Source organism: Streptomyces achromogenes, from assembly GCF_030816715.1.
GTDB lineage: Bacteria > Actinomycetota > Actinomycetes > Streptomycetales > Streptomycetaceae > Streptomyces > Streptomyces achromogenes_A.
The window spans coordinates 6,067,057-6,080,535 of sequence record NZ_JAUSYH010000001.1 but is presented as its reverse complement, the minus strand read 5'-3'; the positions used below and the strand labels follow the sequence as shown (position 1 = coordinate 6,080,535).

At 71.3% G+C, this 13,479-nt stretch carries 9 protein-coding genes; 2 read left to right on the top strand and 7 right to left on the bottom strand.

All coding sequences use genetic code 11. From position 1 onward, the window contains the following. Nucleotides 1-11: 11 nt before the first annotated feature. The gene (locus tag QF032_RS27405) at nt 12-938 is read right to left on the bottom strand and encodes a proline dehydrogenase family protein (protein ID WP_307046141.1); all 927 of its coding nucleotides are present in this window, start codon (nt 936-938) and stop codon (nt 12-14) included. Nucleotides 939-1,066: 128 nt separating this feature from the next. On the opposite strand from QF032_RS27405, the gene QF032_RS27400 reads away from it, so the two are divergent. Continuing rightward, the gene (locus QF032_RS27400) at nt 1,067-2,260 is read left to right on the top strand and encodes a PucR family transcriptional regulator (protein WP_307057838.1); all 1,194 of its coding nucleotides are present in this window, start codon (nt 1,067-1,069) and stop codon (nt 2,258-2,260) included. A gap of 27 nt (nt 2,261-2,287) precedes the next feature. Here the strand turns inward: QF032_RS27400 and QF032_RS27395 are convergent, their stop codons facing one another. After that, complete coding sequence (locus tag QF032_RS27395; protein ID WP_307046136.1) at nt 2,288-2,878, bottom strand: TetR/AcrR family transcriptional regulator; 591 nt, start codon at nt 2,876-2,878, stop codon at nt 2,288-2,290. A 96-nt stretch (nt 2,879-2,974) separates the two neighbouring features. Between QF032_RS27395 and QF032_RS27390 the strand changes: the two genes are divergently transcribed. Beyond that, nucleotides 2,975-4,492 (top strand): MFS transporter, encoded by a 1,518-nt coding sequence (locus QF032_RS27390; protein ID WP_307046135.1) that lies wholly within the window; start codon nt 2,975-2,977, stop codon nt 4,490-4,492. Nucleotides 4,493-4,655: 163 nt separating this feature from the next. Here the strand turns inward: QF032_RS27390 and serA are convergent, their stop codons facing one another. The 5 genes from serA to QF032_RS27365 all read right to left on the bottom strand — a co-directional run bounded on the left by serA (nt 4,656) and on the right by QF032_RS27365 (nt 13,383). Further along, nucleotides 4,656-6,245, bottom strand: a complete 1,590-nt coding sequence (serA, locus tag QF032_RS27385) for a phosphoglycerate dehydrogenase (protein ID WP_307046133.1) — start codon at nt 6,243-6,245, stop codon at nt 4,656-4,658. Nucleotides 6,246-6,478: 233 nt separating this feature from the next. After that, the gene (gene ilvC, locus QF032_RS27380; RefSeq protein WP_306949142.1) at nt 6,479-7,477 is read right to left on the bottom strand and encodes a ketol-acid reductoisomerase; all 999 of its coding nucleotides are present in this window, start codon (nt 7,475-7,477) and stop codon (nt 6,479-6,481) included. A gap of 117 nt (nt 7,478-7,594) precedes the next feature. Next, complete coding sequence (gene ilvN, locus QF032_RS27375; RefSeq protein WP_057584948.1) at nt 7,595-8,119, bottom strand: acetolactate synthase small subunit; 525 nt, start codon at nt 8,117-8,119, stop codon at nt 7,595-7,597. 22 nt (nt 8,120-8,141) lie between these two features. Further along, nucleotides 8,142-9,989 carry an acetolactate synthase large subunit gene (locus QF032_RS27370; RefSeq protein ID WP_306949143.1) on the bottom strand — a complete coding sequence of 616 codons (1,848 nt, stop codon included), beginning with the start codon at nt 9,987-9,989 and terminating at the stop codon, nt 8,142-8,144. A 256-nt stretch (nt 9,990-10,245) separates the two neighbouring features. Beyond that, complete coding sequence (locus QF032_RS27365) at nt 10,246-13,383, bottom strand: putative bifunctional diguanylate cyclase/phosphodiesterase (RefSeq protein ID WP_373430388.1); 3,138 nt, start codon at nt 13,381-13,383, stop codon at nt 10,246-10,248. Nucleotides 13,384-13,479: the final 96 nt, after the last annotated feature.

Here is a 13,479-nt window from a genome sequence, read left to right as displayed (position 1 = left end):
CGGGGGTGGGCTCAGCCCTTGCTGACCATCGAGCGCGCGAAGAAGCGCAGGTTCGCCGGCTTCTCCGCGAGCCGGCGCATGAAGTAGCCGTACCAGTCGGTGCCGTAGGCGGTGTAGACGCGCATGCGGTGCCCCTCGGCGGCGAGCCGCAAGTGCTCGTCGCTCCTGATCCCGTACAGCATCTGGAACTCGTACTCGTCGGGCTTGCGGCCGGCCTTGCGCGCGAGCTCCTGCCCGATGGAGATGAGGCGCGGGTCGTGGGAGCCGATCATCGGGTACCCCTCGCCCTCCATCAGGGTCCGCAGGATCCGCACGTACGCCTTGTCGATCTCGTGCCGGTCCTGGTGGGCGACCTCGGCGGGCTCCTTGTAGGCGCCCTTCACCAGCCGCACCCGGCTGCCGCTCGCGGCGAGCCGGCGGGCGTCGGCCTCGGTGCGGAAGAGGTAGGCCTGGATGACGCAGCCGGTCTGCGGGAAGTCCTTCCGCAGTTCCTCGTGGACGGCGAACATCGAGTCGAGGGTGGTGTGGTCCTCGGCGTCGAGGGTGACGGTGGTGCCGATGGCGGCGGCGGCCTCGACGACCGGACGGACGTTGGCGACGGCCAGCTCGTGGCCCCCGTCCAGCGCCTGGCCGAACATCGACAGCTTCACGGACATCTCGACCCGCTCGCCGAGCTCGAGCTCCCCCAGCCGGCCGACCAGCGCCAGGTAGGCGTCCCGGGCTGCGAAGGCCTGCTCGGGCGTGGTGATGTCCTCGCCGACGACGTCCATCGTCAGCTCCAGCCCCCGCCCGGTGAGCTCTTCGATGATCGGGACGACGTCGTCGACCGTCTCGCCGGGGATGAAACGGTCGACGACCTGCTTCGTCACCGGAGCCGCCGAGATCAGGCGTCGCATCCGGTCGCTGCGCGACGCGGCGAGAATCACGGGACCCAGCACGGGGCACCTCCACAGACCAGCAGACAGAACCACCGTGAAACCTAAGGATCCCTCCGATCGTGGGCCATCGACAGCTGTCACGCATCCGTGCCGCAGATCTCAGACAGATGTATGAAGGGCGGTCGCGCATGGGGAAGAATGCCCCGGTGACGTCGGATTACCGGGACCATCGGGGCGACTACCAGGAACTCGTCGACGAGCTCTCCGAGCTGCTGGGCGCCCCCGCGACCCTGGAGAACCGGGACTTCGAGCTCCTCGCCTTCGGCGCGTACGCGAGCGAGGACGAGCTCGACGAGTCGGCGCTGGACCCGGTCCGCACCCGCTCGATCCTGACCAGGCGTTCCACGGCCGCCGTCCGCTCCTGGTTCGAGGGCTTCGGCATCACGCGCGCGACGGGCCCGGTGCGCATCCCGCCCACCCCGGAGGCCGGGGTGCACCGGGGCCGCGTCTGCCTTCCCGTACGGCATCGGGGCGTCGTCCTCGGCTACGTCTGGCTGCTGGACGACGATCCCGGGCCCTCGGACACGCAGCTCGCCTCGGCGATGGAGGTGACGGCCCGGATCGGCGCCCTGCTCGCCGACGACGCCCGGCACGGCGCCGATCTCACCCGGGAGCTGCGGGCGGTCCTCACGGCACAGCCGGGCTGGCCCCGGGAGATGGCGGTGGCGGAGCTGCGCACCGCACTCGGGACCCGCGCGGACGGTCCGCACACGGTGGTGTGCGTGACGCCCTGGCCCTCCGCCGATCCGGACGACGCCCCTTCGCTGCGCACCCTGCCCGGGGCGACGGCCTGGTGCACGGTGCCGTGGGGCGCGGCGTCGCGGTCGCTGGCGCTGCTGGTGCGGCTGCGCTCGGCGGACGCCCTCGCCCCCGCGGCGTCGGCGGCGGCCCGGCTGCGGGAGCGGGCGCCGGAGGCGGCCGCGGGCGTGGCCGCGGGGCGGGTCGGCCTGGCGGAGCTCGGGGCCGCGTGGGAGGAGGCCTCGGCGTCGGCGCGGGCCGCCCTCGCCGAGCCCCGCCTGGGGCCGGTCGCGCTGTGGGCGTCCATCGGCCCGTACCGTCTGCTCACCTCGCTGCCCCCGGCGAGCGCCCAGGACCCCGCCGTCCGGGCGCTGACCTCCCCCGCCCACCACGAACTGGCCCGCACGGCCGAGGTCTATCTCGACTGCGCGGGCCAGGCCGGCCGCACCGCCGCCGAACTGGGCATCCACCGGCAGACGCTGTACTACCGGCTGTCGCGGGTGGAGCAGCTGACGGGCCTGGACCTGGACGACGGCGAGGACCGGCTCCTGCTGCACATGACACTGAAGGCGTCCCGCCTCTAGCGGCCGGCCGTCCCTCCACTCCCCCGCTCAGTCCTTCGCCGCGCCCGCGATCACCCGCCGCAGCCCTTCGGTGAGCTGCGCCGCGTCGGTCGCCGTGGCCGGGTCGAACAGCCACTGGACCATCAGCCCGTTGAGGAGGGTCTGGTAGAAGCGGCCCTCCGTGTCGACGGTCTCCTTGTCGAGCTCGGCCTCCGGGACGCCGTTGAACATGGGCACGATCCCCGACCGGCCCTCCTCCTGCGCCTCGGCCAGCAGCTTGCGCAGCTCGGGGAGCCGGTCGCCCTGGACGACGAGCTCGAAGCTCAGCAGCCAGATCGCCCGCGTCCGCGGCACCGAGCCGATGATGCTCGCCCACACCTCCTGGAAGCGTTCCAGCGATCCGGCGGGCGCCGTCACCTCGCCGCCCGCGCCCCAACCCGGGTCGAAGTCGTCGCCGGCGCCCTCGATCAGCGAGACGTACGCCTGCGCCAGCAGCGCGTCCTTGGAGCCGTAGTGGTAACCGATCGACGCCAGGTTGGTCCCCGACTCCTTGACGACGTCCCGCGCGGTCGTCCGCAGGAACCCCTTCTCCAGCAGGCAGCGCTTGGCGCCTTCGAGCAGATCCTCACGATGTCCCATGCCGTCAGCCTATCCCCGATCCATACGGGCGTCCTATACGACTGACTTATACAAACGTTCTAGACAACCGTTTAATACGCCCGTACAGTCCCGGTCATGACGAACCCGACGAGCACTGTCACCACCCCGGCACCCCGCGCCGGCCGCCGCGAATGGACCGCCCTCGGCGTGCTGATGCTGCCGCTGCTCCTGGTCTCCATGGACGTCTCCGTCCTCTACTTCGCGATCCCGGCGATCAGCGCGGACCTCGAGCCGAGCGGCACCCAGCAGCTGTGGATCTTCGACATCTACGCCTTCGTCCTCGCGGGCCTGCTGATGACGATGGGGTCCCTGGGCGACCGCATAGGACGCCGCCGGCTGCTGCTGACCGGCGCGGCCGCCTTCGGCGCCGCCTCGTTGATCGCGGCCTACGCGGACAGCGCCGAGACCCTGATCGCGGCCCGCGCGGTCCTCGGCATCGGCGGCGCGACCCTGATGCCGTCGACGATGGCCCTGATCCGGACCATGTTCACCGACCCCGGCCAGCGCGCGAAGGCGATCGGCCTGTGGTCCGGGGTGATGACGGGCGGCATCGCGCTCGGCTCGGTGATGAGCGGCGTGCTGGTCGAGTACTTCTGGTGGGGCTCGGTCTTCCTGGTCAACCTGCCCGCGATGGCCCTGCTGCTCGTCCTCGGCCCGGTCCTGCTGCCGGAGTCCCGCGACCCCGCCCCGGGCCGCTTCGACCGGCCGAGCGTCCCCCTGTCGATGGCCGCCGTGCTCCCCGTGATCTACGGCCTGAAGGAGATGGCGACCGAGGGCTGGCACGCCGAGTACGTCCTCTCGGTCACCGTGGGCCTGCTCTTCGCGGCCCTCTTCGTCCACCGCCAGCGCACGGCGGCCGCACCGATGATCTCCCCGGCGCTGTTCCGCCGGCCCGGCTTCGCCCCCGCGGTCGTCCTGAACCTCGTCTCGTCGTTCGGGATGCTGGGTTCGGCCTTCTTCACCACGCAGTACCTGCAGTCGGTCCTCGGCAAGAGCGCGCTGGAGGCTGCCCTGTGGGCGCTGCTGCCCTCGGTGCCGATCGGCATGGCGGCCCCGTTGGCCACGTCCCTGGTCCACAAGGGCGTGGACCGGGCCCACGTCGTGACGGCGGGCTTCGCGACCGGCGCGGCCGGCTACGGCCTGCTGGCCCTCGCCGGCACCGACTCGATGTGGCTCGTGCTGAGCGCCTGCGGGGTCCTCGCCTCGGGCATCGTCATGGTCCTCTCCCAGATGACGGACCTGGCGATGAGCTCGGCCCCGGTCGAACGCGCGGGTTCGGCGTCCTCGCTGCTGGAGACGGGCACCGAGTTCGGGGGCGCGCTGGGGATGGCCGTCCTCGGCTCCATCGGCACGGCGCTCTACCGCCACGACATGCCGTCCTCGGCTCCGGCGGAGGCCCGCGAAACCCTCGGCGGCGCCCTGGCCGTCGCCGGCCACCTGCCCGGGCGCACGGGAGACGCCCTGGCCACAGCGGCCCGAGAGGCCTTCACCCACGGAATGCAGGGCGCGGCGATCGCGGGCGCGGTGGTCCTCGCGGGGGCCGCGGCCGCGGCGACGACGACGCTGCGAAGGACACGCGTCGGCGACAAGTAGCAGCACAGACGAAACGCCGGGCGGGCTGGATGATTCCAGCCCGCCCGGCGTCACTGTCCCGCCACGTTCGGCGAAACCAGCCCGTCCGGCGTAAGAGGACGAGGCCCTTTCAGGGCCGAAGCCGGGGGCCTGGGGGCGGCAGCCCCCCGTACGTGCGGCACCCTCAGACCAGGTTCACCGCACGGGCGGACGTCGCACCGATCTCCTCCGCGACCTCCGCCAGCACACCCGCGGGCACCGTGTCGTCCACGGTCAGGACGGCCAGCGCCTCGCCGCCCGCCGCGGCCCGGGCGACCTGCATGCCGGCGATGTTGATTCCCGCCTCGCCGAAGACCCGGCCCACGGTGCCGACGACGCCCGGCCGGTCCTCGTACTTGAGGACGACCATATGATCGGCGAGCGCGAGGTCGACGTCGTACTCGCCGACCGCGACGATCTTCTGCAGGTGCTTGGGGCCGGCCAGCGTGCCGGAGACCGACACCTCCTCGCCGTCCGAGAGCGTGCCGCGCACGGTGACGACGTTGCGGTGGTCGGCCGACTCCGAGCTGGTCGTCAGCCGCACCTCGACACCGCGCTCCTGCGCGAACAGCGGGGCGTTGACGTAGGACACCGTCTCGTCGACGACGTCCTCGAAGACGCCCTTGAGGGCCGACAGCTCCAGCACCTTCACGTCGTGCTGGGTGATCTCGCCGTACACCTCGACGTCGAGGCGGACCGCGACCTCGCCCGCCAGCGCGGTGAAGATCCGGCCGAGCCGCTCGGCGAGGGGCAGACCGGGCTTGACGTCCTCGGCGATGACCCCGCCCTGGACGTTCACCGCGTCGGGGACGAGCTCACCGGCGAGGGCGAGGCGCACCGACCGCGCGACCGCGATGCCGGCCTTCTCCTGCGCCTCGTCGGTCGACGCGCCGAGGTGCGGGGTGGCCACGACCTGGTCGAACTCGAACAGCGGGGAGTCCGTGCAGGGCTCCTTCGCGTACACGTCGAGGCCGGCGCCGGCGACCCGGCCCTCCTTCAGCGCCGAGTACAGCGCCTCCTCGTCGACGATGCCGCCGCGCGCGGCGTTGACGATGCGCACGCTCGGCTTGACCTTGCGCAGCGCCTCGTCGCCGATCAGACCGACCGTCTCGGGGGTCTTCGGCAGGTGGACGGTGATGAAGTCGGCGACCTCGAGCAGCTCGTCCAGCGTCAGGACCTTCACGCCCATCTGCGCGGCGCGCGCGGGCTGCACATAGGGGTCGTAGGCGACGACCTTCATGCCGAAGCCGGACATCCGCTGCGCGACGAGCGCGCCGATGCGGCCGAGGCCGACGACGCCGAGCGTCTTCTCGGCCAGCTCCACGCCGGTGTACTTGCTGCGCTTCCACTCGCCGTTCTTCAGCGCGGCGTTGGCCTGCGGAATGTGGCGGGCGGTGGCGAGCAGCAGACCGCAGGCCAGCTCGGCGGCGGTCACGATGTTCGAGGTGGGGGCGTTGACGACCATCACGCCGGCCTTGGTGGCGGCGGAGACGTCGACGTTGTCCAGGCCGACGCCGGCCCGTGCGACGACCTTCAGCTTGTGCGCGGCGGCGATCGCCTCGGCGTCGACCTTGGTGGCCGAGCGGATCAGGATCGCGTCGACGTCGGCGATGGCGGGGAGCAGTTCGGCTCGGTCCGCGCCGTTGCAGTGCCGGATCTCGAAGTCCGGGCCAAGCGCGTCCACGGTCGCGGGCGACAGCTCTTCAGCGATGAGTACGACAGGTTTCGAGCTCACGTGAGTCCTCACAAGTCCAGAGCGTGCGGACGGCCGTCCCGACGGCCGCAGGCGGAGGAGGGGCTTGCCGCGTGGAAGACGCACGACGCTGTGGGCCTGAACGCGTATACAGGCAGCAGTGTAGTGCTGCGGCGGAGGTCGCCTCGTGCCTCCGCGGAAGGATCACCCGTCCGTGGGTGGACGGGATGGACAACGGGGCCGGAGCAGTACGCTCCGGCCCCTGTCCTCGAGGCCTAGGCCTCTTCGTCGACCCAGCTCATCAGCTTGCGGAGCTGCTTGCCGGTGGTCTCCAGCAGGTGCTCGGAGTCCTGCTGCTTGTACTCGTTGTACTTCTTCAGACCGCCGTGGTACTCGGCCATCCACTCACGCGCGAAGGTGCCGTCCTGGATCTCGGCGAGGACCTTCTTCATCTCCGCCTTGGTGGCGTCCGTGATGATCCGCGGACCGGTGACGTAGTCGCCCCACTCGGCGGTCTCGGAGACCGACCAGCGCATCTTCTCCAGGCCGCCCTCGTACATGAGGTCGACGATCAGCTTCAGCTCGTGCAGGCACTCGAAGTAGGCGATCTCCGGCTGGTAGCCCGCCTCGGTCAGCGTCTCGAAACCGGCCTTCACCAGCGCGGCCGTGCCACCGCAGAGGACGGCCTGCTCACCGAACAGGTCGGTCTCGGTCTCCTCGGTGAAGGTCGTCTTGATGACGCCGGCGCGGGTGCCGCCGATGCCCTTGGCGTAGGACAGCGCCAGCGCGAAGGCGTTGCCGGTGGCGTCCTGCTCGACGGCGGCGATGCACGGAACGCCGCGGCCCTCCTCGTACTGACGGCGCACCAGGTGGCCCGGGCCCTTCGGGGCGACCATGCAGACGTCGATGCCGGCCGGGGGCTTGATGAAGTCGAAGCGGATGTTCAGGCCGTGGCCGAAGAACAGCGCGTCGCCGTCGTTGAGGTTGTCCTTGATGGACTCCTCGTAGACCTGGGCCTGGATCGGGTCCGGCACCAGGATCATGATGACGTCGGCCTCGGCGGCGGCCTCGGCCGGGGTCACCACGCGCAGGCCCTGCTCCTCGGCCTTGGCCTTGGACTTGGAGCCCTCGTGCAGACCGACGCGGACGTCGACACCGGAGTCACGGAGCGACAGGGCGTGGGCGTGGCCCTGGCTGCCGTAGCCGATGACCGCGACCTTGCGGCCCTGGATGATGGACAGGTCGGCGTCGGCGTCGTAGAACAGCTCGGCCACTTTGGGTTCTCTCCTTGAGTGCAGGTGGTGCGTCCCACCGTATGACGGAGGGCGGAAGGTAGGTCTCGGGGTCTCGGCATACGGGCGGCCGATGACGCCGGCCGCCCGTTCCCATACTTACGCCGACCGGTCGAGAGCGCGCAGCGAGCGGTCCGTGATCGAACGGGCGCCGCGGCCGATCGCGATCGTGCCGGACTGGACCAGCTCCTTGATGCCGTACGGCTCCAGCATCTTGAGCATGGCGGTGAGCTTGTCGTTGCTGCCGGTGGCCTCGATGGTCACGGCCTCCGGGGAGACGTCGACGGTCTTGGCGCGGAACAGCTGGACGATCTCGACGATCTGCGAGCGCGTCTCGTTGTCGGCGCGCACCTTCACCAGAACGAGTTCGCGGTGAACGGCCTGTCCCGGCTCCAGTTCGACGATCTTCAGCACCTCGACGAGCTTGTTGAGCTGCTTGGTGACCTGCTCCAGCGGCAGGGCGTCGACGCTCACCACGATCGTGATGCGGGAGATGTCGGCGTGCTCGGTGACGCCGACGGCGAGCGAGTCGATGTTGAAGCCCCGGCGGGAGAACAGCGCGGCGATCCGGGCCAGGATGCCCGGCTTGTTCTCCACCAGGACGGAGAGCGTGTGCTTGGACATGTCTTCTTTACGTCTCTCTCGCTCAGTCGTCTTCGTTGTCGCCGAAGTCGGGGCGGACGTCCCGGGCGGCCAGGATCTCGTCGTTGGAGGTGCCTGCGGCGACCATCGGCCACACCATCGCGTCCTCGTGGACGATGAAGTCGACGACGACCGGGCGGTCGTTGACCGAGTTCGCCTCCTCGATGACCTTGTCGAGGTCGTCCGGGGACTCGCAGCGGATCGCGTAACAGCCCATGGCCTCCGACAGCTTCACGAAGTCCGGGACGCGCGTGCCCCGGGCGTCCGGGTTGACGTCGTTCGGGCCGGAGTGCAGCACGGTGTTGGAGTAGCGCTGGTTGTAGAACAGGGTCTGCCACTGGCGGACCATTCCGAGGGCGCCGTTGTTGATGATGGCGACCTTGATCGGGATGTTGTTCAGGGCGCAGGTGGTGAGCTCCTGGTTGGTCATCTGGAAGCAGCCGTCGCCGTCGATCGCCCAGACCGTCTGGCCCGGGGCGCCGGCCTTGGCGCCCATCGCGGCCGGGACCGCGTAGCCCATCGTGCCCGCGCCGCCCGAGTTCAGCCAGGTGGCGGGCTTCTCGAACTGGACGAAGTGCGCGGACCACATCTGGTGCTGGCCGACGCCCGCCGCGAAGATCGTGCCCTCGGGGGCGAGCTGTCCGATGCGCTCGATGACGTGCTGCGGGGAGAGCGAGCCGTCGGCGGGCTGGTCGTAGCCCAGCGGATAGGTGTCGCGCCAGCGGTTCAGGTCCGTCCACCAGGCGCTGTAGTCGCCCTGCTGGCCCTCGCTGTGCTCCTTCTGGACGGCCTGGACCAGGTCGGCGATGACCTCGCGCGCGTCGCCGACGATCGGCACGTCGGCGGCGCGGTTCTTGCCGATCTCCGCCGGGTCGATGTCCGCGTGGACGATCTTGGCGTACGGCGCGAAGCTGTCCAGTTTGCCGGTGACTCGGTCATCGAAGCGGGCGCCGAGGGCGATGATCAGGTCGGCCTTCTGCAGGCCGGTGACGGCGGCCACCGAGCCGTGCATGCCCGGCATGCCGAGGTGCTGCGGGTGGCTGTCGGGGAACGCGCCCAGCGCCATGAGGGTGGTGGTGACGGGTGCGCCGGTCAGCTCGGCGAGGACCTTCAGCTCGGCCGTGGCGCCGGCCTTCAGGACGCCGCCGCCGACGTAGAGGATCGGCCGCTTGGCGGCGGTGATCAGCTTCGCGGCCTCACGGATCTGCTTGGCGTGCGGCTTGGTCACCGGCCGGTAGCCGGGCAGGTCCATGACGGGCGGCCAGGAGAACGTGGTCTTCGCCTGGAGGGCGTCCTTGGCGATGTCGACCAGCACCGGGCCGGGGCGGCCGGTGGAGGCGATGTGGAAGGCCTGCGCGATCACCCGCGGGATGTCCTCGGCCTTGGTGACCAGGAAGTTGTGCTTGGTGATCGGCATGGTGATGCCGACGATGTCCGCCTCCTGGAAGGCGTCCGTGCCGATCGCCTTGGACGCGACCTGCCCGGTGATCGCCACGAGCGGCACCGAGTCCATGTGCGCGTCGGCGATCGGGGTCACCAGGTTGGTGGCGCCGGGGCCGGAGGTCGCCATGCAGACGCCGACCCGGCCGGTGGCCTGCGCGTAGCCGGTGGCGGCGTGGCCCGCGCCCTGCTCGTGACGGACCAGGACGTGACGGACCCTCGTCGAGTCCATCAGCGGGTCGTAGGCGGGAAGGATCGCACCGCCGGGAATGCCGAATACCGTGTCGGCGCCGACCTCCTCGAGAGAGCGGATGAGGGACTGCGCACCCGTCACGTGCTCGACGGACGCGGAGTGCTGTCCTCCGGATCGGGGCCGCGGCTGCGGATGGGCCCCGGTGGCCTGCTCGGTCATCGGCATTCTCTTCTCGATGCTGAGGGTTTTACTGAAGGTTCTGCGGGTGTTGCCGGGGTGGTGCGGGGGCGTCGCCCCGGGTTTTGTGCAACAAAAAACCCCTCGTGCCATAAGGCAAGCGAGGGGAGCGCGCCGGGTGTGGGTCGCTGTGATTTCCGGGTTCGTCCGGACGCCACCAGCTTCAGCCGACGCGCTTGCCAAGTACGAGAATTCGGGTGCGCATGGCATTGACCCTCCCCCTGGCGCGCACCGACTGTCAAGTGGGTGGGACGGGAGTCTCATTATGTGAGCGTAGGGCACTTCCGCTCCCCAGGACGGCGGTCACCCCACTGGTGTACACCCCCGCGCCGCCGCCCGCGAACGCGGGCTCGGCCGGCCCGTCGTGCGGCACCGGATATCGGCCCGTCGCGAGCGCGCGGCGCAGCCGGTACTCGTCGAGCGGTCCGGAGAACGCCGTGCCCTGGCCGTGTGTGCAGCCCATCGCGTGCAGGGCGGCGACCTGCTCGGGCAGGTCCACGCCGTCGGCGACGGACTGCAGCCCCAGATCGGAGGCGATCCGCAGCAGCCCGCCGGTGATCTTGTTCAGCCTGGCGGACTCGACGACCCCCTCGACGAGCGTGCGGTCGAGCTTGAGGATGTCCACGGGGAGCCGGCGCAGCGCCGTGAGAGCTCCGTAGCCGCCGCCGAAGCCGTCCAGGGCGATCCGGACGCCCAGGCGGCGCAGGGCCCCCAGACGGCGCTCCAGCTCGTCCAGCGGCACCCTGGGGTCGGTGTCCGCGAGCTCGAGCACCAGCGAGCCCGACGGCAGGCCGTGCCGCGTCAGCAGCGCCTCCACCGAGCCCAGCGGCATCGAGCGGTCCAGCAGCCGCCGGGCGCCCACCCGGACGACCACGGGCAGCGTCAGTCCGCTCGCGGTCCGGTCGGCGGCCTGCGCGACGGCTTCCTCCAGCAGCCAGCGGCCCAGTTCGGCCGTCCTGTCGCTGTCCTCGGCGACCCGCAGGAACTCGGCGGGCGTGAAGAGCACGCCCTGCGAGGAACGCCAGCGGGCCTGTGCGGCGACCGACGAGATCCGGCCGTCCGAGAGCCGCACCACGGGCTGGTGCAGAAGCGCGAACTCGCCGTCGTGGAGCGCGGCACGCAGCCGCGTGGCCAGCTCCGCCTTGCGTACGACGTCCTGCTGCATCTGCGGTTTGTACAGCTCGACCCGGCCCTTGCCGCCGGCCTTGGCGCGGTACATGGCGAGGTCCGCGTTGCGCAGCAGCTCCCCCGCGCCCAGACCGGGTTCCGCGAAGGCGACGCCGATGGACGCGGCGACGCGGACCTCGTTGCCGTCGATGAGGTACGGCTGCGAGAGGGTGAGCCGCAGGCGGTCGGCGAGTTCCAGTATGTGACGCTCGCGGGCGGCCCGGTCACGGGTGCCGTCGCCGACGATCAGGGCCGCGAACTCGTCGCCGCCCAGCCGGGACGCGGTGTCGCCCTTGCGGACCGCGTCCTGCAGCCGGCGGGCGGCCTGCACCAGCAGGGCGTCTCCGGCGGCGTGGCCGATGGTGTCGTTGACGGCCTTGAAGCCGTCGAGGTCGATGAAGAGGACGGCCGTGCCCCGCAGGGCGGTGCCCCGGTCGGAGCTGCGGCGGCCGGACAGCGCCTGCTGGACGCGCCGGGTGAACAGCGCGCGGTTGGGCAGGTCGGTGAGCGGGTCGTGCTCGGCGTTGTGCTGGAGCTGCGCCTGCAGACGCACCCGCTCCGTCACGTCCCGGCTGTTGAAGATCAGGCCGCCGTGGTGCCGGTTGACGGTCGACTCGACGTTGAGCCAGCCTCCTGAGCCGGAGCGGAAACGGCACTCGATGCGCGTGGTGGGCTCGTCCTGCGGGCTGGCGGCGAGGAACCGGCGCACCTCGTGCACCACACAGCCCAGGTCCTCCGGGTGGATCAGGTGGGCCAGTTCGGTGCCCACCAGTTCCTCGGCGGACCGGCCGTAGACCCCGGCGGCGGCCGGGGAGACGTAGCGCAGCACCCCGCTGGGGGCAGCGATCATGATGACGTCGCTGGACCCCTGCACCAGGGAGCGGAAGTGGTTCTCCTTCTGCGCCAGTTCCTGGGTGAGGGCGATGTTGTCGAGCAGCATGATCCCCTGGCGGACCACGAGGGCGAGGACGACCGTGCCGCCGGTCAGCAGCACCACGCGGTCGACGCTGCGTCCGTTGAGGACGTTGTAGAGGATGCCCAGGGTGCAGACGGCGGCGGCCAGGTACGGCGTGAGCGCGGCCAGCGAGCCGGTGATGGGCCGGGTGGCCGGATAGCAGCCGTGATCACCGCCCTGCGGCGGCGTCGGGGTCTGCGGGGAGGTGACCGTCCGGGCTCCGGCGCGCTGTCCGGGCAGGTGCTCGTGCACCACGCGTGTGTACCCCTCGTCCACCACCCGCCCGTGCCGGCGGTAGGCCGCCCAGGGGGCGTACGCCAGGAGCAGCGAGCCGGCGAACCAGCCGGCGTCCAGGAGCCGGCCCGAGCGGTAGTCGTTGTGCAGCAGCGGCGAGGTGAACAGGGCGTCGCACAGGACGGTCAGCGCGAGGGCGCCGACGGCCGTGTTGACCCCCGTGCGGTTCACCGCGGTGCGCCGGAAGTGCAGCACCAGCACCATGCTCACCAGGGCGATGTCGAGCAGCGGGTACGCCAGCGACAGCGCCGCGTGCGCCACGCTCGGGCCGTCGAGTTTGGCGGCCTGGGCGAGCGCGAGGCTCCAGGAGAGCGTGAGCAGCGAGCCGGCGATCAGCCAGGCGTCCAGCCCCAGGCAGACCCAGCCCGCCTTGGTCACGGGGCGGGCGGCGAGCACCAGCAGCCCCACGATCGCGGGGGGCGCGAAGCACAGGAAGAACAGGTCGGCGAGGCTGGGGCTGGGCACGGGTCGCCCCAGGACCACCTCGTACCAGCCCCAGACCAGGTTGCCGAGGGCCGCCATCGCCGAGGAGAGCGAGAACAGCATCCAGGCGGGCCGAAAGCGGACGCGGCGGATGCGCGCGTAGCAGAAGCAGGACACGGCGGCCGTACCGGCGGCTGCGGTGAGCCCGAAGTCGCCCATGATCAACGCGAGTTCTTCCGCCCCCCAGCCGAACGCGGCGCCGACGGCGTATCCCGCGCACAGGAAGGCCAGCAGCAGTTGGTGGACCATGTTGGGTCCGGGGCCGCCCGCGGGCGGCGCGGCGAAGCGCGGCGTCCCCGCCGGGGGCCGCGTGCGCGGCGCTCCGTCGAGGAGGGGGGTGGAGGTCGACGGCGAGCTCACCGGGCCCTCCCGGTCCGTGCCGCCCCCGGGTCCCGGTGCGTGCTGCGACCGTGTCCGCGCGCGGCCGAGCGCCAGGGTCGCCGGCGGCGGCTCCGCCGCGTCGGATCGTTCGTCCATTGGCCGTGCATCGCCCGTCGCCCCCCTCACAAGTCTGAGATGTCCGTCCCTGCCGCCGGTCGTGCGCGGCGCAGCCCCTGTCGGGACGATACACCA

Bases quoted from the DNA above. Each gene is read 5' to 3' on its own strand.
- QF032_RS27395 (WP_307046136.1), bottom strand. From the start codon at position 2,878: ATGGGACATCGTGAGGATCTGCTCGAAGGCGCCAAGCGCTGCCTGCTG.
- QF032_RS27390 (WP_307046135.1), top strand. From the start codon at position 2,975: ATGACGAACCCGACGAGCACTGTCACCACCCCGGCACCCCGCGCCGGC.
- QF032_RS27365 (WP_373430388.1), bottom strand. From the start codon at position 13,383: ATGGACGAACGATCCGACGCGGCGGAGCCGCCGCCGGCGACCCTGGCG.
- ilvN (WP_057584948.1), bottom strand. From the start codon at position 8,119: ATGTCCAAGCACACGCTCTCCGTCCTGGTGGAGAACAAGCCGGGCATC.
- QF032_RS27400 (WP_307057838.1), top strand. From the start codon at position 1,067: ATGGGGAAGAATGCCCCGGTGACGTCGGATTACCGGGACCATCGGGGC.
- QF032_RS27370 (WP_306949143.1), bottom strand. From the start codon at position 9,989: ATGACCGAGCAGGCCACCGGGGCCCATCCGCAGCCGCGGCCCCGATCC.